Source organism: Corallincola holothuriorum, assembly GCF_003336225.1.
Classification (GTDB): Bacteria; Pseudomonadota; Gammaproteobacteria; order Enterobacterales; family Neiellaceae; genus Corallincola; species Corallincola holothuriorum.
This window is the reverse complement of the sequence record NZ_QPID01000007.1, coordinates 59,761-83,429: the sequence shown is the minus strand read 5'-3', so window position 1 is coordinate 83,429 and position 23,669 is coordinate 59,761. Positions and strand designations below refer to the sequence as shown.

The window sequence follows — 23,669 nt, the reverse complement described above, 5'->3', positions numbered from 1 at the left end:
TGGCGAAGGTAAATTTAGTTTTTGCACGTTAAACATAAAAAAGGCGCCTATGGTAGGCGCCTAACTGAATCTTACGTAGATAATTACGCTTTTCTACGCTTAAGCATCAAGCATACCAGACCCAGCCCAAGTAAGGCTAACGGCGCAGGCGCAGGCACATTAGTAGTATTCAGATAGTTGTTTATCCAGTCGCTGTAAGCGCCGTAAACGATGCCACCAAAGATGTCACCACCCGCACCATCATAGATTGGAATACCGAACGTGTTGTTTGCCGCTAACAGGTACTTGCCGGTTGCTTCATCATAAATAAATGATGGGCCACCAGAGTCGCCGCCACCAATGTTGGCTTCACCCCAAACCATGTTGTCCCAGTCATTGGCATTTGGCAGTTGTTCGCTACAGATACCGTAGTAGAAGCAATGTGCATCTTCGTCGCCGGTTACGACGCCATCACTGTCACGATCACCGTCGAAGTCGGCGTACCAAACTTCTGCTAAACCTTCGCTATTATCAGGGCCGAAAACGAAATCACCTTCGTCATCGGTTTCAAATAGGTCGACGACGTTTGCGCCGACACGCTTAACATCAAAGTCTGGAGACACGTAATAGCCATCGACGGCATCACCAGAGGTACCGTAGCCGACCATGACAAACTGGTCGTTGGCCATCACAGGGCGATCAAGAAATTCATAAATTGGAATGTCGTCGCCGACAGGCTTGCTCAATTCAATCAGTGCGATGTCATCATTAACACAACCAAACGAACCATCTGGACAGATCCCAAAGCCTTCATAGTCAGGATGGATGGTGGCATTGCGTGCTGAAATAATGCTACCCGCGCGGTCATCACGATATGAACCATCATTATTTAATTGAATGGACAGGTTGTTATTTGGATTGGTGAGATCGATAGCAACGCCTGTGTCAGTCTCGTCGACACAGTGTGCCGCGGTGGCGACATGCCATTTATCGATCATCGCGCCAGTACAGATATAACCACCATCTTCATATTGAATATAGATGCTTACAACACCAGCAAAAGGCGAGCTTGCTACGTTTGGATCAACGCGGTCACCCGGTGAGTCTGGATTAACCGGGTCGTTTGGATTACCCGCTACAACCATGGGAGCAACGTTACTGGAGTGCAGGTTGCTTAGCGGCCCGGCATAGACATGGCCGGAGATCGCGAGTGTCGACGCCGCTACAGCGAGTGCGATTAGCTTTTTCATCTGGATTCCACCTTTTATTTTTTATGTAGTACTACTTCCGTGAATGTTGTAGCTAAGAAAGCCACGTAAGGTGTTAAGCAATATTTAATCCAAGTTATAGCTTTTTGATATAATTGAGTTTTTGCTCTGTTGAACTTTTGGGTTGTAAATAAATGTGACGCACATCTATAACTGACTGTCTAAATTAGTAAAAATTAATTTAATTTGGTTTCGGGATGGTTTATGCGGGTATCTACTTACTTCTACTTCGTATGAAAAGTGAGCGTTTATTGGGTTCTGAGAAAGGTTAGTTGTAGCACGTGGGCATCCGCGCTGGCACGGTGACGGATGGTTTGCTGTTCTTGCTCGATCTTCTCTCTGGTTGCATCCCATAGAGAGAGTTGCTTTTCCGTTAGCAGTTTTCTTAACGTCTCAATTTTAAATTTTGGGTAGATCTCTGCTTCGTCGAACAGTTTGTATACCCAGCTACTATCGTGGCTCCAGGCATCTGAATAGACGGTCAATCCGGCTAGAATTTCATTTAGTTGATAAGCAACATCTTGTATCTCTAGGCCATGCTCATGCAGCGCCTGCCGCGATATTTTGTGTATTTTTTCTGCCTCCTCGGACCAATGCTGCCAGTGTTCTGCTGGCCTGATTAGAAAACAGTGACGCTCATTTGCCGGCATGGCTAAGCCTATCTCTATGGGATAACTGCCTGAGCCAAATCCTGAGGCTTCGACATCGATGATGATAGGCGCTTGTTGATTGTCGGCAGGGCGAACTAGGGTCACGGACGACAGCCCCTTTTAGTTAATTAACAGATAGTGATAGATAAATAGTAGCTGAATCAAACGGCTAGCGGTTGTTAATGATTAAAACTGAGATACAAATCAGCAATCTACTCGGACAGTTTACTGTTGTTTTCCGCATTAACGGGGGCAAGCTGGGTTTGTTTTGTTAGCCAGATAAGTAAAAGTACCGGTAAACCGATCAGCGATGCGATGGTAAAGAACCAAACATACCCCATGTCGTCGACGAGTACCCCAGAAAAGCCAGCGAGAAATTTCGGGAACAACACCATTAATGAGCTGAACAGGGCGTATTGCGTTGCTGAATAGGCGACGTTAGTGAGTGAGGAAAGAAAAGCGATGAACGCTGCTGTGGCGATGCCAGCGCTGATGTTATCTGCTGATATGACAGCCATTAGCCAATAGATGGAAGGGGCTTCACACGCGATATTGGCGCATTCAGGCGTAAGCGCTGCCGCCAGCCAAGCCATGACAGCGAATAGCTGATTAGTGGCGACGACGAGAATTGCACCCAAGGTAAGAATTGGGCGACAACCAAACCGCGTAACCAGTAAGCCGCCTATGCCTGTGCCGATGAGGGTCATGATGACCCCAAACACCTTGGCGACCGATGCGACCTGCTCTTTGCTGTAACCTAAATCGACATAAAACGGGTTGGCCATCACCCCCATAAAGATATCAGAGATACGATAAGTGCCGATTAGCAGGAGTAGCCAGAACGCTTGCCAACGATAACGGCGGAAGAAATCAATAAATGGGCAAAGCAGGGCTCCATAGCACCAGGAGAGCATACGCTGTATCGGCAATGGTAGATGGGCTGTGCGTTCTAATGCGAGGGCTGCATCTTCTTCATCTTTTTCTATGCTGGCCGAGGATTGCACCGGCTCTTGGGAGAGCAGGGTATTCAGCAGACATAGCCCCATGATCCCAGCCATAACGATATAAGCGTGTGACCAGCCGACAGGGTCATAACCTTCGCCCGTTGAAAACCAAGCGGCTAAATAGAGTGCACCGGCACCACTGAGGATCATGGCTAAGCGGTATCCCAGCATATAGGCGGCCGCTAGAGAGCCTTGCTCTTCCTGAGGGGCTATCTCAATTCGGTAGGCATCAATTGCGATGTCCTGTGTCGCTGAAAACCAGGCGACCAGTAGCGTGCAGAGTGCAAAATTCTGCAGTGATAGCGCTGGATCAAGCCAAGCCAATCCAAGTAGCGAAAGTGCGATGGCCGTTTGTGCCAGGCCTATCCATGATCGCCTCCGCCCTAGCAGTCGGTGCAGTAGTGGCAGTTTTAGGCGGTCTACTAATGGTGCCCATAACCACTTCATGCCATAAACCACTAGGATCCAACTGAAGTAACCAATCGCCGAGCGACTGACTTCTGCTTCTCTGAGCCAAAAAGAGAGGGTAGCGAAAACCAGCATGTAAGGCAGGCCGCAGCTAAAACCAAAGATCAGCATATGCAGCATGCTGCGTTGGCCATAGACTGCCACCGCCGCACGCCAACGCGTGAGATTAGCTTTCATTTGCCAGCGCCGTTTTGTAGAAGGAGCAACGGCGGGCGAGGGGCGTGAACTGCTGGTTTGATTCATTTTACTCTTCTGGCAGTAGCGTTGCTTTTTCCAAAATCACCGGCGCAACGGGGACATCGGGCCAGCCAAGCTTATCGCTGTATTCGGTCTGTACACTATTGAATTTCAGTAAAATATCGTGACCTTCAACCACTTCACCAAACACTGTATAGCCCCAGCCGCGTCGGCTAGGATTTAATGAATCATTCTCTGCCAGATTAAAAAAGAATTGGCGGGTTGCAGAATGCGGAGCGTTTTGGCGCGCCATGGCAATGGTGCCTTCACTATTTTTTAGGCCATTGCCTGATTCATTCGCCAGCCTCTTTTTCTCATTTTTGGGCGAATATCTGGTATCTATTCCTCCGCCTTGGGCAACGAAGCCTGGAATGATGCGATGAAATAATGTTTGGTCATAATCGCCGTCCACCACATAGGCGAGAAAGGCATCCACGGTGAGCGGCGCTCTTGTACGATCAAGCTCAATAACGATAGTGCCTAAGGTGGTTTTCATTGCCACTTTGGGAAACGGGTTAGAGGGTTGCAGTTGACCCTTATGTGCCGCTTGTGCTGAACCAATAAACAGGGTCAACAATAGCCAGATAATACGCATGCAAGCCCCCTGTTAATGAACAATATCAGTCGGTTGACGAGCAATGAACTGATGTATCTCACCGTCGTTCACTAGCTCGTTAAGTACTTTGCCGAGCAGTGCGTTTAGCTCTTCTTCTAGCTTTGCCGTATCGGGTTTGATGGCGATGATGGTTTGCCGTTTGCCACGAAACAACTTGGTAAATTGCCCGGTTGATTTTTTGATGTTGACTTCGATTTTTATGTGCGTGTCGATATCGTAGTCAAAGTGCCCCGGTTTAGTGACGTCCACTAATGCGCTGTGCAGTTCAATATTGAACTCAATCGGTGACAATGGGTTCACATCGATGCCATGCTCATTAAAGGCCGCAGCAACTCGTACATTAACCACTTCACTCAGACTATTGTTGCCGGGTACCAGGGTGACTTTTTCACCGCTGCCTTGGATTTTTGCCAGGTACTGTGCCGGGCGCATATCTTCAACTTTGAGTGCGATAGGTTGGGCATCAGGCCAGACATCATCGGCAAAAACAACCGGGGGGCTGATAATAATAGGGCTGTACTGACTGCTACAACCAGCGATGAGTACACCGCAGAATGCGAACAAAAGTGCTTTCAAAGAGAGAGTCTTCAACATTATTTTACCGCTTCCAAAATAACAAACTTCTTATTGCTGGCTAGGGTCTCACAGTTCCCAAACAAACGCTGCAGCTTGATGTGATAAGCGAGATGTTGGTTACCAACGATCATTAGCTTACCACCTCGTTTCAGGACACGCTTCGCATCTCTAAACATCTGCCAGGCGATATCGTCAGTGATCGCGTTGTTCTGATGAAACGGCGGGTTACACACTACCAGATCAGACCGCGCGCCTTCGAAGCCATCTAAGCAGTTGTTTGCTTGGAACTGGCAATGCACCAGCTGTGCAGGCAAGTTCTCTTTGATGGTTTGTTCGGTGGAAGCGAGCGCCATGTAGCTTTCGTCGATGGCGATCAATTTGTCGATTTTGTTTTGTGCTAACAGCATCAGGCTGAGAACACCGTTGCCGCAACCCAGATCGATCACTTCATGGTATTGCTGCTCTTTCGGTAAGTATTGCAGGAAGAATCGTGCACCGATATCCAAATACTGGCGGGCAAATACGTTAGCGTGATTTACCAGGTTATATTCGGTGTTTTCAAGTGGCCACACATTCAGATCTGGCACTTGCAGGTCGGATGTTGGCTCTATCTGGCAATCGACCACTCGACATTTTTTCCATGCCAGAGACGGGTTGGCTGCGCCTAGTTGGTTAAACATGTCGATCACGTTACGGGTTAATGCCTTGGCTTTGGCGGCGGCTAGCATTTTGGTGTGTTCAGTGGCTGTGGCTTTGACCTGTGCCAGTTGTTGCTGCAATAGAGTATGGTTTTTCGGCACCTTCAACAGCACAAGATCAGCGGCTTCTGCGACGTCCTGCAAGCTATCAACGTAGACGACTCTGTCATCGGCTAGCCGATTATCCTGCAAATTGTTACGGCATCCCTGGTGGCTAAGAAAGCTGTCGCCACGATTGATGATATTGTAATCGCTACAGTTTTGCTCCGCGAACCAACTGACTAAGGCGGTCGTTAGCGCGCCGAAGGTGTCGTTGTAAATATGGATAGTCCCTCCCTGTTGCAGCCAACCTCTTTCTCGTAGTTGATTTAAAAGGTATTCGTCGGCTGCATCCCACGCCTGCAGATTTGGATCCTGACTGAACGGGAAGCGTTCGAGGGTCAGTGCTTGGTCGATGAGTTCAACATATCTGTTCATTGGCAGCGGCTGTTTTCGCAGAGGTAGCGGTAAGATGGGGGGATTGTACGTCAGAGATTAAAAAAAGGCACCGCATAAGCGGTGCCAATCGGCCTGTATGGGAAAGGACATACTCAGGCGGCCGATGCCTTTGTCGGTGCTGGCAATGTACTGTTTTGCGGACAGATACGTTGCTCTGTAGATTTGTCGAAGTAGACCGCTTTGTTGCAATCAAACATCAGCTCTATTGGTTGGCCTATCTCTAACGGGTGTTCAGGATCGATACGGCAGCTTATCTCCTGGTCATTGGCCTGTACTTCAACGATAACGTCAGGGCCGGTTGGCTCAGTCACTAACACCTCGAATTGGCCACGGGTCACTTGTTTATCGGTCTGCTTATGGGGCTGTGGGGTGGTGATCTGCTCAGGTCTTAATCCCAATACGACCGACTTGCCGAGGTAGTCGATCATATAGTCTGGCGCAGGTAGCCGTGTGATCTGTTGTTGTGAATTGGCTAACTCAGTGAACAGACCGTTTTCATCCTTCTTGATCAGACAGTCGATAAAGTTCATGGAAGGGGAGCCGATAAAGCCGGCAACAAACATATTGGCGGGGGTTTCGTATACTTGTTTTGGTGTCCCCAGTTGCAGTAGTTCACCATCTTTCATCACGGCGATCCGGTCTGCTAATGTCATCGCTTCGATCTGATCATGGGTAACGTAAACAATGGTAGTGCCTAGGCGTTGGTGTAGCTTCTTCACTTCGGTACGCATCTCTACCCGCAGTTTGGCATCGAGGTTAGAAAGCGGTTCATCAAACAGGTAGATTTTTGGCCGCCGAGAGAGTGCTCGCCCCATGGCCACGCGTTGTTGTTGGCCACCAGAGAGTTGTGACGGCTTGCGGTCAAGCAAGTGGTCAATCTGTAACAGATTGGCGACCCGCTCAACTTCCGCTTCGATCTCGGCTGCTGGCATCTTGCGGATCTCCAGACCAAACTGAATGTTTTGACGGACAGTCATGTTGGGATAGAGGGCGTATGACTGGAACACCATGGCGATATCCCGATCTTTAGGCGCCACGTGGGTGACATCCTGATTATCAATCAAGATCTGGCCACCACTGACCTCCTCCAATCCAGCGATCATATTCATTAAGGTTGATTTGCCACAACCTGAAGGGCCGACGAGGATCAGAAATTCACCGTTGTCGATACTGATATCGATCCCTTTAAGGATCTCCTGGGTTGATTTACCGTAGCGTTTACGTATCTGCTTGATATTTAGCGTTGCCATCTTAAATTCCTAATTCAGTAAGCGCGGTGCGCTTTATCCTTTAACCACACCGGCCGTGAGGCCACGCACGAAGTATTTTCCGGCAAAGAAGTAGACCAGCAGCGTAGGTAACGCAGCAAGGATCGCTGCGGCCATATCCACGTTGTACTCTTTGACGCCAGTGGAGGTGTTGACCAGATTGTTGAGGGCTACCGTCATCGGCTGGGTATCGCCAGCGGAGTACACCACACCAAACAGAAAGTCATTCCAGATCGCGGTGAATTGCCAAATCACGCAAACCATAAAGATCGGCTTGGAGATAGGCAGCAGAATGCGAAAGAAGATAGTAAAGAAACCTGCACCATCGAGTTTTGCTGCTTTAACTAGCTCGTCAGGAATGCTGACGTAATAGTTACGGAAAAACATGGTGGTGAATGCAACACCGTAAATCACATGTACAGTGACTAATCCCGCGGTGGTGTTGGCTAAGCCGACGTAGCCGAGACTTTGCGCCATTGGTAACAAGATCACCTGAAACGGGATAAAGCAACCGAACAGCATCAGACTGAAAAACAGATCTGATCCTCGGAAACGCCATTTGGCCAGCACGTAGCCGTTAAAAGCGCCCATCATGGTTGAGATAAGTACCGCAGGGATCACCATCTGCATCGAGTTCCAGAAGTAGCCCTTGATGCCATCACAGTTGACACCGGTACAAGCACTTCCCCATGCTTTTATCCAGCCGTCGAAGACCCACTCAGTGGGTAACGACATCAGGTTACCGGAACGGATATCAGCCGAGGTTTTGAAAGAGGTTAGTAGCATCACGATTAAGGGCATTAGATAGATCAACGCGAACAGAATAAGGATGCCGTAGATCAACCAGCGACCTGGCTGTAGAGGTTTTTTCATCACCTCGGTGTTTACCGTCGTACTAGTCATGGCGTTGCCCTCTTAGCTCTGAATAGAGGTAGGGCACTAAGATCGCGAGCACCCCTGCCAGCATCATCATTGCCGATGCGGCACCTAAGCCCATTTGGCCACGCGTAAAGGCGTGAGAGTACATAAACAGTGCTGGTAGGTCGGAGCTGTATCCGGGGCCACCAGAAGTCAATGCCGTCACTAGGTCGAAGCTCTTAATCGCAATGTGCGACAACACGATAATGGCGGAGAAAAATACTGGGCGCAGACACGGGAGGACTATTCTGCGATAGATGGTCGGTTTACTTGCGCCATCAATCTGTGCAGCTTTGACAATGGCAGGGTCAATGCCACGCAGCCCAGCTAAAAACAGTGCCATAACGAAACCGGAACTTTGCCACACCGCGGCGATCACCAGCGTGTAGATTGACATCTGAGGGTCGACTAGCCAGTCAAATTGAAAGCTACTCCAGCCCCAATCGTTGAGCATTTTTTCGAGACCCAGGCCTGGGTTAAGGATCCATTTCCAGGCGGTGCCGGTGACGATAAAACTGATTGCCATGGGGTAAAGAAAGATGGTTCTAATGGCACCTTCTTGCTGTATCTGTTGGTCTAGGAGGATGGCAAGAAATATCCCCAAGACTAAACAGATAGCGATAAATAGCAGCCCAAAAATGAGTAAGTTTGTGCTGGAAACCAACCAGCGATCGTTATCCAGTAACTTGATGTATTGTTTAAACCCAACCAGCTTATAACTGGGCAGAAAACTCGAATTGGAGAAGGAGATCAGCGTTGTCCAAGCCATGTAACCATAGATACAAACAATGGTGATCAACATGGTCGGTGCCAGCACCAGTTTCGGTAGCCATTTTTGCAGGCCATCCAAGGAAAAGCGCTTGGACTGTGGCCGGATCACTGGCTCTGATAGCACGTGTGAAGTCGACATCGGGGTTGGGCTCTCTTTAGGCATAATTTGGTTCGAAAAGCGGGCGGCGAAGCGCCCGCTATATCGAATTACATCGCAGATTTAACGGCGCGAACCAGCTTATCAACCGTCTCGGTTGCACTGACTTTGTCGTCGTTAAAGTAATTGGTGACCACGTCGTAGATCGCGCCCTGGATCTGGCTGGTGGTTGCCAATCCATGAGACCAACTGGGCACTAATTTGCCTGAGGTATTCGCGGCTTTGAATGTCGCCATGGAATCGAGTGCGCATTGATCGAAGGCACTCATGTCTTGATCCAGACGCACCGGGATAGACCCTTTATTGAGGTTAAACACCTCTTGGAATTTGGGGCTAAGAATGGTTTTCGCCAGAGCTTGTTGCGCCGCTGCATCATTAGCATCTTTCAGATTAAAGAAAGCGAAGCTATCGATATTGAAAGTAAACATGCCTGCGGTACCTGGGGCGGGTGCGCAGATATAATCGACGCCAGGCTTCTTACCTGCAGCGGCGAATTCACCTTTGGCCCAGTCACCCATGATTTGCATACCGGCTTTTCCTTCGATCACCATGTTGGTAGCGATATTCCAGTCTCGGCCAGGGCTATCTTTATCTATGTACTGCTTAAGTGTGCGGAATTTTTCGAACGTTTCGACCATTTTGACAGAGCCTAGCGCGTCAGGATCATGCATCTTGAACGCTTTCATATAAAGCTCTGCGCCCATGGTTTCTAAAGCGATCGCTTCGAACACAGTCGCGTCTTGCCAAGCTTGGCCACCGTGAGCCAGTGGGATCAGACCGGCCGCTTTAATTTTGTCTGCAGCCACTATGAATTCGTCCCATGTGGTTGGGATCTTGGCGCCAGCTTTTTCAAATACGGCAGGGTTGGCCCATAGCCAGTTCACGCGGTGAACATTGACCGGAACAGCGACATATTTATCATCATATTTCATGACGCTACTGACCACTTTGGGCAGCACCTGCTCCCACTTTTCAGCGCTGGCGGTGCCGTCAAGGGTGGTTAGAAATCCCAGATCAGCCCACTCTTGAATATCGTGTCCTTTGATCTGAGCAGCGGCAGGTGGGTTTCCAGATACAGCGCGGGTTTTTAGTACGGTCATCGCACTTTCACCACCGCCACCGGCGACGGCGAAATCTTTCCAGCCATAGCCCTGTTTTTCCAGCATCTCTTTGAGTACTGCAGCTGATTTAGCTTCACCACCCGATGTCCACCAATGCAGCACTTCCACTTCGCCTTTATCGGCAGCATGGGCTAAGCCGGCGCTGGTTGCTAGCGCGACTGCAGAGATAACAGAGGTCAGAGTCTTGCGTTTCATTAGCCTTTCCTTAGTTTTTATTAGTATGAGTTGTTGCTGTGCTAATCAAAGCGTACTGCAAGCGCCTTGATTAACCCCTGAAAGTGTATGAAGAGAAGCGTTACTGTGCGGTAACAAATGGACAGGTATTGTAACAAGGCTGTTACAATACCTGTATTTGCTAATGTTGCGGTGCTTTTCGGGGTGAAAAATAGACACTGCTTGGTGCCTGTATTTTATAAAAATGTGATCTGTGTACGGGTCGGTATCACGCTGATTTGATTGAGATCATGGTTGTCGGGCTGAAAAACTGACTGATTTTTGCTCGCGCAGTGGTGGCTTTCGTCTAGCCTTTGAATATAGGCAAAGCGAGGGGGTGATAGATGCAACAACCATGGACGTTCTATCTCTACTTGGTATTAAGTGGGTTGCGAGAATGGATCCCGTTACCTTCTCACGGTTATCTGTCGCCTAAGCAGCAGCGTATTTGGTCGCATAAGCGCCGGGTGATTCGGCGAGTCTGGTTGGCGAGTATGGGCGTCGTTCTGTTGCACCCGGCGCTTTACATGTTGCTCGCGGTCAGCTTATTTGCCACCTTTCTGTCGTTTGCGATCATTGACGAATTTCCGGGCTCTTAAGCATCAGGCCAATAATGACGAGTTTATTGCCGCGGTAGGGTCAGCTTCACCAGTAGCCCGCCTTGTGGGTGATTCATCAGGTCCAGGTTGCCACCGTGCGCCCGCACAATGTTGCGCGCAATGCCCATGCCTAAACCACTGCCACTGGCGTTACGGTTGCGGGTGCTATCCAAGCGAACATAAGGTTCAAAGATCTTCTTCTGATCGTAAAGTGATACCCCAGGACCGTAATCACGAAACAGGATATACAGGCGCTGTTCGTAATCGAGTAGGGTGACTTTCACTTTGTCGCCGTATTTAATCGCGTTGTCGATCAAATTGGTTAGACATCGTTTTAGCGCCAGTGGTTTACCACGAAACGGTGCTTTGATTGAGCCACTGATACTCATCGTTTCTGGCTCGGCGAGTTCTTCCTGGATCGATTGCAGCAGCTCCATGATATCCACTGACTCAATATTTTCATGGATATCAGTATCTTTAACGCACTGCAGTGCGCCTTTTACCATCATCTCCAGTTCATCAAGGTTCTTAATAAACTTGTCTGTGTGCTCATCATCATCGAGCAGCTCTGCCCGCAGGCGCAGGCGGGTGATGGGGGTTTTTAGATCATGACTAATGGCAGAAAAAAGCTCCTCCCTGTCGTCTAAGTAACGCTTTAGCTGCTCCTGCATGGCGTTCATTGCCTTTGCCGCTTCAGCAATTTCGGCGGGGCCCGTTTCTTCCAATGGTGGGCGGTGAATGTCCTGCCCAAGCTGTTTTGCTGCGGTAGAAAACCGTTTCAGTGGTGCACTCAACCAGCGCACGATGACCGCGATGGTCAGCAATAAGACGGTGGAAACCACAAGCAGGAACACCAATTGGCTGCGAGGCAGGTATTTGGTTTCCAGCGTCATCAGCGGTTCGGGTAAAAGCGCCGCCATATAGATCCATTCGCCATCATCTAATGGGAACTGCATGACCAAAATGGGAGGGTTATAGGGCTCGAGTACCAGGGTGTGTTGTGCCCAACTCGGGGGAAGGTCGGCTAACAAAGTGTCGTTATTAAGCACGTGAAGGTTGTTCGGTGCGCTGAATTCGACCTTTACGCCAGCGTCTGCGCCAAATTGATGCTGCATTACTCTGGATACCTCGTTTATCACCATATGTTTGCGGCGAGAATCGGGGATTGGGTGAATATCGATAAGCTCGTGATTGAGGGAGACAAAAAACCGTGTGCCGCCCATATTACGTAACTGGTTTAGGACGATGTGGCGATATTCAAAGGGCAGAGAGCGAAAGAAACGTATCGTTGACGCCATCGACAGGGCCAGAGAGTTGGATACATCGGTGAGCGATTCTTCGTCTCTGTGTTCAAACTGAGTACTCCAGATCACTGACACAATCAGTTGTGACATCAGGATCGCGGTCAACAGCATAAGTACCATGCGTGACATCATGGTTCTTGGTGTCAGCCGCTCTGGCCACTTAAGATTCATAGGCTACTTCTGCAGCAAGGACATAGCCTGAACCGCGGATCGTCTTAATTAGTTTCGGTTGTTTACCACTGTCTCTGAGGCGTTGGCGCAAACGGCTGATCTGTACATCGATACTACGATCAAAGGGGGATGCCTCGCGGCCTCGGATCGTATCTGAGATGGTATCCCGATCGAGCACTTCGTTTGGATGTTTGAGAAACAGCTGCAGCAGGTTGAAGTCGGCGCCCGATAACTCCAACACTTCGCCATCCAAGTGGGTTACTTGGCGGGTGGTGATATCCAGTTGCCAATTGGCAAAATTGAGCAAACGAGGTTGCTGCCGTTGTGTGTATCGAACGCGGCGTAACAAGGCTTTGATCCGGGCTAGCAGTTCCCTTGGGCTGAATGGCTTGGCGATATAGTCGTCGGCGCCAATCTCTAAACCGATGACTCTGTCTGTTTCGTCGGACGAAGCGGTGAGCATAATCACTGGCACATCAGATTGCTTGCGCAGGCGCTGACAAAGGGTAAAGCCGTCATCTCCAGGTAGCATAACGTCGAGGATCACCAGATGATGATGTCCCTCTTGATAGGTATTAAACATCTCTATGCCATCGCCTACCGTATCTACGTCATAACCGTTTTTACTGAGATGGGCTGCTAGTAGATCTCGAATTTCAAGATCATCATCAACCACCAGAATTCTGCCTTTATCGGGAGCCGTCATATGTTTGGTAATTTTTATCTGAGTAAAATCCGTTAAAGTGATACCTCTGCCGCCTTTCATTTGCAACTGAGATAAAGGTTTATCTGTGAATTCCTCGGTCGAACGCACGAATTATCCGCAAATTATTCAGTTACCTGATGCAGAAATGCATTTTTATCGCTGTTGGTTGGAAAACCCAGAGGCAAATCGTTTATTGCATCACTTTCAGCAGCGGTTGCGCTGGCAGCAACCGCAGATCCGTATGTTTGGCAAACTTATTAAGATTCCGCGGATGCAGGCTTGGTATGGGGAGGCCGAAGCACGATATCGCTATTCAGGCTTATGGCTGGAACCGATACCTTGGGAGCCTGAGTTGTTAGCGCTTCAGCAGCGGCTGAGAGTCGATACCGGCAGCTGTTTTAATGCGGTGTTAGCGAATTGGTACAGGAACGGAAACGACAGTATGGGTTGGCATAGCGATGATGAACCTGAACTTGGCGTGGAACCGGCTATTGCATCGATTAATTTGGGCGCGAGCCGTCGTTTTCAGATGCGCCATCGCAACGGTGCTTATAAGTTTGAATTAGAGCTAAGTCACGGCAGTTTGTTGTTGATGACCGGTTCGACGCAGCACCATTGGCAGCATGCCATTCCGAAACAGAAAAAAGTAACTGATCCTCGTATTAATCTAACTTTTCGTTCTATACGTGGTGATGAAAACCATGGAAAATAGCAGGGGTCATCTCTCTGATGCGCCATAGCCGCATTAAGATAATCGCACTTACTGCACAAGGAATAGATTATGTCGGTGCAAAATACGATAGAAAAAAAATTACTGCAGAGATTTGCCCCTGTGCACTTGGAGGTGATTAATGAAAGTGGCAATCATAATGTCCCTGCAGGGGCAGAATCTCACTTTAAAGTCGTTATTGTCTCTGCGCAGTTTGAGGGCAATCGGCTGTTAGCTCGCCACCGCTCAGTCAATGAAACTCTGGCTCAGGAGCTCAACGGGCAGATACATGCATTAGCCATGCACACCTATACGCAAAGTGAGTGGGAATCTAATTTCGGTGATATTCCTAACTCTCCTAAATGCATGGGTGGCAGTAGTACGGCTTAGGTATAAAAGGTGAGTGTTTACTTTTCTCTGCGACCTGGTTAGACCTCTATCTGTTTCAAAATCTTTAAATATTTGTTATCAATGCCTGCACTTATGTAACATGTGTGGGCAACTTCTTGCAGCCATCCTATGCTCCTTCGCCATCAGCACTGTTTAGTGCGCTGAATAATATTCGCCGTATTATCGATCGTGGTATCCGTTACGCTGGCGATTTAGTGGCTTGGTGCGGCGGCATCATGATGTTACTGATTATGCTGATCGTGGTGTTGCGCTACCTGTTTAATCTGGGGTGGATCGCCCTGCAAGAGAGCGTCATGTATCTACATGCTACCGCTATCTGTTTCGGCGCGGCTTATACCTTGCAACAGGATAAGCATGTGCGCGTGGATATCTTTTATCGCCGCTTCAACGCGCGGCAGCGAGCCTGGTTGAGTATTGGCGGCACCCTTTGCTTGCTCATGCCGATGTGCAGCATGATCTTTTCCGTTAGCTGGCCCTATGTGATGGATAGCTGGCTTCACCATGAAAGCTCGCAAGAAACTGGCGGGTTATCGGGGCTTTATCTGTTTAAATCTTTGCTATTAGTGTTGCCAACCTTGTTATACCTGCAAGGCGTTTCCTGGATCATTTCCGCGCTGGAATGTTTGTTTGGGCCGTCGCAGGGGAGAGCGCAATGATCGCTTACCTTCCCGCCTTACTGTTTGCTTTTCTTTGTTGTGTCTTAATGCTTGGCTATCCCGTCGCTTTTTCTCTCGCGGGATCGGCGTTGATATTTGCTTATATAGGCGCCTGGTTTGGCGTCATTGATGCCAGCTTTTTGTGGCTTCTGCCGAATCGGCTGTTTGGCATTTTGAATAATCAGACGTTATTGGCAGTGCCCTTATTTGTATATATGGGGGTGATGTTAGAGAAGTCGCAATTGGCCGAGCAGCTCTTAGCGGCGATGAATCACCTGCTTAAACATGTCAACGGCGGGTTGGGTATGGCTGTCGTATTGGTTGGTATGTTGCTGGCGGCCAGTACCGGTATTGTTGGGGCTACTGTGGTAACCCTCGCCGTCCTTGCGTTACCAGGGATGCTAAATCGCGGTTATGGCCCCGCGCGTGCTGCTGGGATTGTGGCTGCAACCGGAACCTTGGGTCAGATCTTGCCACCGTCGATAGCCTTAGTGTTACTTGGCGACATGCTGTCATCTGCTTACCAGCAGGCACAATTAAAGCTAGGAGTGTTTAGCCCTAAAACAGTATCCGTTGGTGAGTTGTTTGCTGGCGCGCTGGTACCGGGTTTGATTCTGGTACTGTTGTATTTGGCGTATGTGCTTTTTGTGCCATGTAAGCAGGAGGCTCAAGAGGATCTCGAGCAACAGGAAACTGACAAGGTACTGGATTTAGCGACAGGTGCGGCGCTTGGTTGGCTTCTGTTCCGAGCTTTGGTGCCCACACTGTCACTGATTTTTGTGGTGTTAGGGTCAATATTGTTTGGCTTTGCAACACCGACAGAAGCTGCCGCCGTTGGCGCCTTTGGCGCTACCGTGTTAGCCGCGGTGCAGGGGCGATTAAATCTACATACCCTAAGAGAGGTGGGGCGCAGTAGTCTGCATGTCACCTCCATGGTGTTTATGATATTGATCGGTGCAGCCCTTTTTTCATTGGTGTTTTACGCCTTGGGTGGTGAAACCCTAGTTCATCAATGGTTCCACTCTTTGCCCGGTGGCCCGATAGCCGCCATGGCAGTGGTGATGTTGCTGATCTTCTTACTCGGTTTCATTCTCGATTTCATTGAGATCACATTTGTTGTTGTGCCGATCGTGGGTCCTGTGTTGTTGGCAATGGGGATTGATCCCGTTTGGCTCGGAGTGATGATAGCGGTGAATTTGCAAACATCGTTTCTAACCCCGCCCTTCGGTTTTGCTCTTTTTTACCTCCGTGGCGCGGCCCCTGACAGCATCAAGACATCTGATATCTATCGCGGGGTGGTGCCATTCATCGGCTTGCAGTTGTTGATGTTACTGCTGTTGGCTTGTTGGCCAGCTTTAGCGACTTGGCTCCCTAGTGTTCTTTACTCTTAATTTGAGGCAATTCATGACATCTCGCTGGTTGATTTCTGTGACAGCTTTTTCTCTGTTGTTAAGTGGCTGTTTTCCGCCCAGTTCACAGCAGCACCTTGTTGCTCGCGAGAGTGATGACGGGACTGTGGTTGCGGCAACCCAATATGAATGGAAGTTGGTGACATCCTGGCCAAAGAACTTTCCGGGTTTAGGTATGGCACCGGAGAAATTTGCTGTGCTGGTGAATGAGATGAGCCAAGGGCGTTTGCAAGTGACTGTGTACGGAGCTAATCAGCTAGTGCCGGGCTTTCAAGTGTTTGATGCGGTCTCTTCTGGCAGTGTCGAGATGGGGCACAGCGCCGCTTATTATTGGAAGGGTAAGGTACCCGCAGCGCAGTTTTTTACCAGCATACCATTTGGTCTTACAGCCCAAGAGATGAATGGCTATCTCCATCATGGTGGTGGATTGGCGTTATGGGAGGAGCTATATGCGCCGTTTGATTTACTGCCTATGGCCGGCGGGAATACGGGTGTGCAGATGGGGGGCTGGTTTAACAAAGAGATCAACAGTGTTGATGATCTGAAAGGGTTAAAGATGCGCCTGCCAGGCATTGGCGGTGAGGTATTGCAGCGACTAGGCGGCGTGCCGGTTAGCTTGCCTGGTGGAGAGCTGTTTACTGCTCTGCAGACGGGCGCTATTGATGCCACCGAGTGGGTCGGCCCGTCGAATGATCTCGCATTTGGCTTTAATGAAGCTGCTGAATATTATTACTATCCGGGTTGGCATGAGCCGGGATCGAGCCTGGAGTTTTTGATTAATAAAGCAGCTTTCGATGCCTTACCTAATGATCTACAGGTGATCGTTCGCGCAGCGGCTCGTGTTGTGAATCACGATATGCTGGATGAATATACCGTCAGAAATATCATTGCGTTGCAAACGTTGCAGGAAAAAGGCGTAAAGATCCGTCGATTTCCTGACGAAGTGCTGAATGCACTACAACAAGTCACTGATCAGGTGATGGCTGAACAGGCAGCTGCCGACGCTGATATAGCACGTATCTATACTCACTTTCAGCACTACACTCAAGGCGTTCGTGCTTACCACGCAATTACCGAGAAGGCCTATTTAGAAGTCCACTATCCATAGGTTTATATGCGTTAATGATTTGAAAGTGAGCAGGCGATGGTTTTTTTATCGCTAAATATCCCAATTTCTTGCTGGATACTTTTTAACCAATTGTTTTCTCGTCTAAACTCTGCAGTTAATCACCAATTCGCCATAGCTTGCGGTGTATGAATGATGTTAAAATCCGCCGGATTTACTGTTTGCCATGTGCAAGCCGACAGGATCTGGGTAGGTTTTCCTACCTTGTCTGTGGTGGGTGCAGGCAGGTAGTTCTATACGCTCAGTTATAAATCCCGTTAAACTTTAGTGTGTTAAGGCTATGATAAAAATTAAAAAAGGACTAAATGTTCCTATAGCCGGCGTTCCTTCGCAGGAAATCCATGACGGTCCTGGTATTACCAGGGTCGCCGTGCTCGGGGAGGAGTACGTCGGTATGCGTCCTACTATGCGTGTTCGCGTTGGCGATCAGGTAAAGAAAGGCGATGCTCTGTTTGAAGATAAAAAGAACCCAGGTGTAATCTTTACCGCCCCGGCAACGGGTGAAGTGGTAGAGGTGAACCGGGGAGCGCAACGTGTGCTGCAATCCGTCGTGATCCGAGTCGAAGGTGATGAAGCGGTGCAGTTTGCCAGTTATCCTGTCAATGATTTGGCCACCCTGGCGCGTGACAAAGTGGTCGAAAACCTGGTTCAATCAGGTCTTTGGACGGCACTACGTACGCGTCCGTTTAGTAAGGCTCCTGCCATAGATAGTGCACCTCGCTCTATTTTTGTCACCGCCATAGACACTAATCCGCTGGCAGCTGATCCCAGTTTGGTGATCGCTGAAGCCGCTGATGATTTCGCTAACGGGTTAAAAGTGCTCAGCCGCCTTACTGAAGGTAAGCTGTTCCTTTGTAAGAAATCTGATGCATCTATCCCCGCAGTGGATGTTGAGCGTTTAGAACAGCATGATTTTGCTGGACCACATCCTGCGGGACTCGTGGGTACGCATATCCACATGCTAGATCCTGTTGGCCCAACTAAGATGGTTTGGCATATTGGCTATCAAGATGTGATTGCGATTGGTCAGTTATTTACCAGCGGAGAGCTCCCTGTTGACCGAGTGGTCGCCTTGGCTGGTCCGCAGGCAAAACAGCCTCGTTTGGTGCGCACACGTATGGGTGCCGCGATGGATGAGCTCGTTGCTGGCGAAACCAAAGAGGGTTACAACCGCGTTATATCTGGCTCTGTGCTAAGTGGCACTCATGCCCACGGCCCACAAGGTTACTTGGGACGTTTCCACAACCAAGTCACAATCTTGCTTGAAGGCTACGAAAAAGAGTTTATCGGCTGGTTACTGCCGGGCTCTGATAAGTTCTCGCTCACTCGCGCGTTTCTTGGCCATTTAGCGCCGAAGAAGCTGTTTAATTTCACCACCTCTACTGGAGGAAGTGATCGCGCCATGGTGCCAATCGGTAACTATGAGAGAGTGATGCCGCTAGATATCCTTCCAACACTGTTGTTACGAGATCTGATCTCCGGCGATACAGACAGTGCCCAGCAGTTAGGCTGCTTAGAGTTGGATGAAGAAGATCTGGCGCTTTGTACTGTGGTTTGTCCTGGTAAGTATGAGTACGGCTCAATCTTACGTGAGTGTCTGACCACCATTGAGCGGGAGGGCTGATCTGATGGGCCTTAAGAGTTTCTTCGAAAGTATCGAACCGTCGTTTGAGAAAGGCGGCAAGTATGAGAAGTATTACGCCCTGTTTGAAGCGGCGTATACCATCTTTTATACACCAGGTCTGGTGACCAAAAAGAACACCCATGTTCGTGACAATATTGATTTGAAGCGAATGATGATCACGGTTTACTTGGCACTTTGGCCAGCGCTGTTTTACGGCATGTTTAATATTGGCGACCAAGCCTCTGCGGCACTGGCTGCCGGTTACGCGTTGCCTGACTCTTGGCAAGTGGGCATTTTCCACATGTTGGGTGGCGATTTAGGCGCTGCTGCAGGTTGGGGCAGCAAGATGCTGTATGGCGCTTGTTATTTCCTACCTATTTATGCTGTCGCTTTTGGTGTTGGTGGCTTCTGGGAAGTTTTGTTTGCCAGTATCCGTAAACACGAAATTAACGAAGGGTTCTTCGTTACTTCTATCTTATTTGCGTTGATCGTTCCGCCTAGCTTGCCACTCTGGCAGGCAGCCTTAGGTATCACCTTTGGTGTGGTGATTGCGAAAGAGGTGTTTGGTGGTACCGGTCGCAACTTCCTCAACCCAGCGTTAGCTGGTCGAGCGTTTTTATTCTTTGCTTATCCGGCGCAGATATCTGGCGATGCGGTTTGGACCGCTGTTGATGGTTTTTCTGGTGCAACCGCCCTTAGCCAGTGGGCTGCTGGTGGTCAGGAAGCGTTGCAACATGTAACCACGGGAGAAGCGTTGACCTGGTTGGATGCTTTCTTCGGTAACCTTCAGGGCTCTATTGGTGAAGTATCAACAGCCATGCTACTGATTGGTGGCGCCATTATCATCTATGCTCGCATTGCTTCTTGGCGCATTGTCGGCGGTGTCATGATAGGCATGGTCGCAACGGCTTACCTGTTCAATTTCATCGGCAGTGAAAGCAACCCTTTATTTAACATGCCTTGGTACTGGCACTTGGTTGTTGGCGGATTTGCTATCGGTATGCTGTTTATGGCGACCGATCCTGTATCGGCTTCATTCACTAATCAGGGGCGCTGGGCATACGGCATCTTGATTGGTGTGATGGTGGTGATGATCCGCGTGGTCAATCCTGCTTTCCCTGAAGGTATGATGCTGGCGATTTTGTTCGCTAACCTGTTCGCTCCTTTGTTCGACCACTTTGTGGTGCAGGCAAATATCAAACGGAGGCTTGCGCGTAATGTCTAAAGGTAACGATTCCATTGGCAAAACGTTGTTTGTCGTTATTGCTTTGTGTTTGGTCTGTAGTTTGGTGGTGTCGACTGCTGCGGTAGGTTTAAAGCCTAAGCAGGAAGAGAATCGAGCACTGGACAAACAGCGCAATATTTTACGTGCTGCGGGCTTGTTGACTCCAGGTGCAAATGTCGGCGAGGTATTTGCTCGCTCCATCGAAGCTCGTGTCATCAACCTCGATACCGGTGAGTATCTGTCTGATATCGATGGCAACAGCTTTGATCAACGTAAAGCAGCTAAAGATCCTACTGCTAGCATCAAGCTGACAGCTGAGGATGACCTTGCGTCGATCCGGCGTCGTGCCAATGATGCCAGTGTTTACTTAGCCAAGAATGAACAAGGTGAAGTAACGTCGGTGATATTACCTGTTCATGGTTATGGCTTATGGTCGACTATGTATGCGTTTGTCGCTATCGCCCCTGACGCTAATACCATTGAATCTCTGGTTTATTACGATCATGGTGAAACTCCAGGCTTGGGTGGCGAAATTGAGAACCCTGCTTGGGCTGGTCAATGGCAAGGTAAAAAGTTGTTTGACGACCAATGGCAACCGGCGATCAAGATCGTTAAAGGCGGCGCTGCCCCAGGTAGCGAATATCAGGTAGACGGTCTGTCTGGTGCAACCTTAACCAGCAACGGCGTCCAGCACACATTTGATTTTTGGTTGGGTCAAAAAGGCTTCGGTCCTTATCTGGCCAAGCTTCGTCAAGGAGGCCTGAACAATGGCTAACGTTAAAGAGATGAAGCAGGTTCTGTTTGGTCCTGTCTTTGCTAATAACCCGATTGCATTGCAAGTATTGGGTGTTTGCTCCGCCTTAGCGGTGACCAGTAAGCTGGAAACTGCGCTTATTATGTCTCTGGCATTGACTGCGGTAACTGCATTCTCCAACTTGTTTGTATCCGTTATTCGGAATCACATTCCATCAAGTGTGCGGATCATCGTACAGATGACCATCATTGCTTCACTGGTGATTGTTGTTGACCAAATTCTCAAGGCATATGCTTATGATGTGGCGAAACAGTTATCGGTGTTTGTTGGTTTGATCATCACCAACTGTATTGTGATGGGACGTGCTGAAGCCTACGCCATGAAGAGTCCGCCATTGATGAGCTTCCTTGATGGTATCGGTAATGGTTTGGGGTACTCCTTCATTTTGATTGCCGTTGGTGGGGTCCGTGAATTGCTGGGCTCCGGTAGCTTGTTGGGCTTTGAGATCATGCCGTTAATCAACAATGGTGGCTGGTATCAGGCGAACGGTTTATTACTGTTGCCACCTTCCGCGTTCTTCATTATCGGTTTGATCATCTGGGCTATCCGGGTATTCAAACCTGAACAGGTCGAAGCGAAGGACTGAGGTAAGCAAAATGGAACATTATATTAGTTTAATGGTTCGTGCCGTATTCGTTGAAAATATGGCACTCGCATTCTTCTTGGGAATGTGTACTTTCCTCGCCGTCTCGAAAAAGGTGAAAACTTCATTGGGCCTTGGCGTGGCAGTGATTGTGGTGCTGACCATCGCAGTTCCTGTAAATAATCTGATTTATAACTTTGTGTTGGCTGAAGGGGCGCTCGCATGGGCTGGTCTACCTGAAGCAGACTTGAGCTTTTTGGGTTTTATCACCTATATCGGTGTGATTGCAGCCCTGGTTCAGATCTTGGAGATGTTGCTGGATAAATACTTCCCGCCACTCTACAACGCACTAGGGATCTTCCTGCCGTTGATTACTGTGAACTGTGCCATTTTTGGTGGCGTGATGTTCATGGTAGAGCGCGATTACAACTTCACTGAATCTGTGGTTTACGGCTTCGGTAGTGGTGTAGGTTGGGCGCTGGCTATTACTGCGCTTGCTGGCATTCGTGAAAAAATGAAGTATTCGGACGTACCCGATGGGTTACGTGGGTTGGGGATCACCTTTATCACTGTTGGCTTGATGGCGTTGGGCTTTATGTCCTTCTCTGGTGTTCAACTCTAAGTCACATAGCGTGACGGTGATAAGTTACTAAGGAAAAGACGATGGAAATTGTTCTTGGCGTAAGTATGTTCACGCTAATCGTCTTGGCGCTGGTGTTTGTGATCCTGTTTGCCAAGTCGAAACTGGTTAGTTCTGGGGATGTGGTCATCTCCATTAATGACGACCCAGATAAAAGTATTACCGCTGCCGCTGGCGGCAAGTTGCTCAATGTGCTGGCTGATTCCGGCATCTTCATCTCATCTGCTTGTGGTGGTGGTGGCTCATGTGGTCAGTGCCGAGTGGATATTCATGATGGTGGTGGAGATATCTTGCCAACAGAGCTTGACCATATCACTAAGCGGGAAGCCAAACATGGTTGTCGTTTGGCTTGTCAGGTCAATGTGAAGCAGGACATGAAGATTGAGCTGGAAGAGGAAGTTTTCGGTATTAAGAAGTGGGAGTGCGAGGTTATCTCTAATGATAACAAAGCGACTTTCATTAAAGAGCTGAAGCTAAAAATTCCTGATGGTGAAAGCGTACCTTTCCGTGCCGGTGGTTATATTCAGATCGAAGCCCCTGCACACCACGTGAAGTACAAAGACTTCGAAGTGGATGAAGAGTATCGTGGTGACTGGGAGCGTTTTGGCTTCTTCAACCTCGAATCTAAGGTTGATGAAGAGACCATCCGCGCCTATTCAATGGCGAACTATCCGGAAGAGTTTGGCATCATTATGCTAAACGTGCGTATTGCTACGCCACCGCCAAATAACCCAAGTGCGCCGTGCGGTAAGATGTCATCATTCATCTTTAACTTGAAAGCGGGTGATAAGGTCACTATTTCAGGTCCATTTGGTGAGTTCTTCGCTAAAGAGACTGAGAACGAAATGGTATTTGTTGGTGGTGGTGCGGGTATGGCACCTATGCGCAGCCATATCTTCGATCAGCTACGTCGCCTTGATTCAAAGCGCAAGATGAGCTTCTGGTATGGTGCTCGCTCTAAGCGCGAAATGTTCTATGTGGAAGATTTCGATATGCTGCAGAAAGAGCATCCGAATTTCCAGTGGCATGTCGCTCTGTCAGATCCGCAGCCTGAAGATAATTGGGATGGGTATACAGGTTTTATTCATAACGTATTGTTTGAAAATTACCTGCGAGACCATGAAGCCCCTGAAGATTGTGAGTATTACATGTGTGGTCCTCCAGTGATGAATGCTGCTGTGATTAACATGCTCAAAGATCTGGGTGTTGAGGATGAAAATATCCTGCTTGATGATTTTGGTGGTTAAATA

At 48.9% G+C, this 23,669-nt stretch carries 24 protein-coding genes; 12 read left to right on the top strand and 12 right to left on the bottom strand.

The annotated features are described in order from the left end of the window. Positions 1–83: 83 nt before the first annotated feature. The 10 genes from DU002_RS12370 to DU002_RS12325 form a co-directional block, all read right to left on the bottom strand. Positions 84–1,229, bottom strand: a complete 1,146-nt coding sequence (locus DU002_RS12370; RefSeq protein ID WP_114338706.1) for a trypsin-like serine protease — start codon at positions 1,227–1,229, stop codon at positions 84–86. A gap of 266 nt (positions 1,230–1,495) precedes the next feature. After that, positions 1,496–2,002 (bottom strand): 3'-5' exonuclease, encoded by a 507-nt coding sequence (locus DU002_RS12365; protein WP_114338705.1) that lies wholly within the window; start codon positions 2,000–2,002, stop codon positions 1,496–1,498. A 107-nt stretch (positions 2,003–2,109) separates the two neighbouring features. Then, on the bottom strand, positions 2,110–3,546 hold the full coding sequence (locus DU002_RS12360; protein ID WP_114338836.1) for an AmpG family muropeptide MFS transporter: 1,437 nt from the start codon (positions 3,544–3,546) through the stop codon (positions 2,110–2,112). Between the two features lie 67 nt (positions 3,547–3,613). Beyond that, positions 3,614–4,201 carry a peptidylprolyl isomerase gene (locus DU002_RS12355; protein ID WP_114338704.1) on the bottom strand — a complete coding sequence of 196 codons (588 nt, stop codon included), beginning with the start codon at positions 4,199–4,201 and terminating at the stop codon, positions 3,614–3,616. A 12-nt stretch (positions 4,202–4,213) separates the two neighbouring features. Next, positions 4,214–4,816: a YajG family lipoprotein gene (locus DU002_RS12350; protein WP_114338703.1), complete on the bottom strand. Its 603-nt coding sequence runs from the start codon at positions 4,814–4,816 to the stop codon at positions 4,214–4,216. After that, a complete protein-coding gene (locus DU002_RS12345) occupies positions 4,816–5,973 on the bottom strand; it encodes a methyltransferase (RefSeq protein WP_114338702.1) in 1,158 nt (385 codons plus the stop codon). The genes DU002_RS12350 and DU002_RS12345 overlap by 1 nt, the downstream gene beginning before the upstream one ends. A 113-nt stretch (positions 5,974–6,086) precedes the next feature. After that, positions 6,087–7,244, bottom strand: coding sequence for an ABC transporter ATP-binding protein (locus tag DU002_RS12340; protein ID WP_114338701.1), 1,158 nt, complete (start codon positions 7,242–7,244; stop codon positions 6,087–6,089). A 33-nt stretch (positions 7,245–7,277) separates the two neighbouring features. Continuing rightward, entirely contained in the window at positions 7,278–8,165 is an 888-nt protein-coding gene (locus DU002_RS12335; protein ID WP_199405234.1) for a carbohydrate ABC transporter permease, read from the bottom strand. Beyond that, positions 8,158–9,090: a carbohydrate ABC transporter permease gene (locus DU002_RS12330; RefSeq protein ID WP_114338700.1), complete on the bottom strand. Its 933-nt coding sequence runs from the start codon at positions 9,088–9,090 to the stop codon at positions 8,158–8,160. The genes DU002_RS12335 and DU002_RS12330 overlap by 8 nt, the downstream gene beginning before the upstream one ends. Positions 9,091–9,158: 68 nt before the next feature. Continuing rightward, positions 9,159–10,424, bottom strand: a complete 1,266-nt coding sequence (locus DU002_RS12325) for an ABC transporter substrate-binding protein (RefSeq protein WP_114338699.1) — start codon at positions 10,422–10,424, stop codon at positions 9,159–9,161. Between the two features lie 362 nt (positions 10,425–10,786). Between DU002_RS12325 and DU002_RS12320 the strand changes: the two genes are divergently transcribed. After that, the gene (locus DU002_RS12320) at positions 10,787–11,041 is read left to right on the top strand and encodes a hypothetical protein (protein WP_114338698.1); all 255 of its coding nucleotides are present in this window, start codon (positions 10,787–10,789) and stop codon (positions 11,039–11,041) included. A 23-nt stretch (positions 11,042–11,064) separates the two neighbouring features. Here the strand turns inward: DU002_RS12320 and DU002_RS12315 are convergent, their stop codons facing one another. Together DU002_RS12315 and DU002_RS12310 are read right to left on the bottom strand one after the other, a co-directional pair. Beyond that, entirely contained in the window at positions 11,065–12,516 is a 1,452-nt protein-coding gene (locus DU002_RS12315; RefSeq protein ID WP_114338697.1) for an ATP-binding protein, read from the bottom strand. Further along, positions 12,506–13,330: a response regulator gene (locus DU002_RS12310; RefSeq protein ID WP_425455763.1), complete on the bottom strand. Its 825-nt coding sequence runs from the start codon at positions 13,328–13,330 to the stop codon at positions 12,506–12,508. The genes DU002_RS12315 and DU002_RS12310 overlap by 11 nt, the downstream gene beginning before the upstream one ends. Here DU002_RS12310 and DU002_RS12305 point away from each other — a divergent pair. The 11 genes from DU002_RS12305 to nqrF all read left to right on the top strand — a co-directional run bounded on the left by DU002_RS12305 (position 13,308) and on the right by nqrF (position 23,666). After that, positions 13,308–13,934 (top strand): alpha-ketoglutarate-dependent dioxygenase AlkB family protein, encoded by a 627-nt coding sequence (locus DU002_RS12305; RefSeq protein WP_233496493.1) that lies wholly within the window; start codon positions 13,308–13,310, stop codon positions 13,932–13,934. The two genes, DU002_RS12310 and DU002_RS12305, sit on opposite strands and share 23 nt — an antisense overlap. Before the next feature lie 69 nt (positions 13,935–14,003). Further along, complete coding sequence (gene bolA, locus DU002_RS12300) at positions 14,004–14,321, top strand: transcriptional regulator BolA (RefSeq protein ID WP_114338696.1); 318 nt, start codon at positions 14,004–14,006, stop codon at positions 14,319–14,321. A 116-nt stretch (positions 14,322–14,437) separates the two neighbouring features. After that, complete coding sequence (locus tag DU002_RS12295) at positions 14,438–14,998, top strand: TRAP transporter small permease subunit (protein WP_147271857.1); 561 nt, start codon at positions 14,438–14,440, stop codon at positions 14,996–14,998. Continuing rightward, positions 14,998–16,389: a TRAP transporter large permease gene (locus tag DU002_RS12290; RefSeq protein ID WP_199405242.1), complete on the top strand. Its 1,392-nt coding sequence runs from the start codon at positions 14,998–15,000 to the stop codon at positions 16,387–16,389. The genes DU002_RS12295 and DU002_RS12290 overlap by 1 nt, the downstream gene beginning before the upstream one ends. 13 nt (positions 16,390–16,402) lie before the next feature. Further along, positions 16,403–17,515 (top strand): TRAP transporter substrate-binding protein, encoded by a 1,113-nt coding sequence (locus DU002_RS12285; protein ID WP_114338693.1) that lies wholly within the window; start codon positions 16,403–16,405, stop codon positions 17,513–17,515. Positions 17,516–17,813: 298 nt separating this feature from the next. Continuing rightward, on the top strand, positions 17,814–19,157 hold the full coding sequence (locus DU002_RS12280) for a Na(+)-translocating NADH-quinone reductase subunit A (protein ID WP_114338692.1): 1,344 nt from the start codon (positions 17,814–17,816) through the stop codon (positions 19,155–19,157). Positions 19,158–19,161: 4 nt separating this feature from the next. Continuing rightward, a complete protein-coding gene (locus DU002_RS12275; RefSeq protein ID WP_114338691.1) occupies positions 19,162–20,382 on the top strand; it encodes an NADH:ubiquinone reductase (Na(+)-transporting) subunit B in 1,221 nt (406 codons plus the stop codon). Beyond that, positions 20,375–21,157: a Na(+)-translocating NADH-quinone reductase subunit C gene (locus DU002_RS12270; protein WP_114338690.1), complete on the top strand. Its 783-nt coding sequence runs from the start codon at positions 20,375–20,377 to the stop codon at positions 21,155–21,157. The genes DU002_RS12275 and DU002_RS12270 overlap by 8 nt, the downstream gene beginning before the upstream one ends. Next, positions 21,150–21,782, top strand: a complete 633-nt coding sequence (locus tag DU002_RS12265) for an NADH:ubiquinone reductase (Na(+)-transporting) subunit D (protein WP_114338689.1) — start codon at positions 21,150–21,152, stop codon at positions 21,780–21,782. The genes DU002_RS12270 and DU002_RS12265 overlap by 8 nt, the downstream gene beginning before the upstream one ends. A gap of 10 nt (positions 21,783–21,792) precedes the next feature. Then, a complete protein-coding gene (gene nqrE, locus DU002_RS12260; RefSeq protein ID WP_114338688.1) occupies positions 21,793–22,401 on the top strand; it encodes an NADH:ubiquinone reductase (Na(+)-transporting) subunit E in 609 nt (202 codons plus the stop codon). 41 nt (positions 22,402–22,442) lie between these two features. After that, on the top strand, positions 22,443–23,666 hold the full coding sequence (gene nqrF, locus DU002_RS12255) for an NADH:ubiquinone reductase (Na(+)-transporting) subunit F (RefSeq protein WP_114338687.1): 1,224 nt from the start codon (positions 22,443–22,445) through the stop codon (positions 23,664–23,666). Positions 23,667–23,669: the final 3 nt, after the last annotated feature.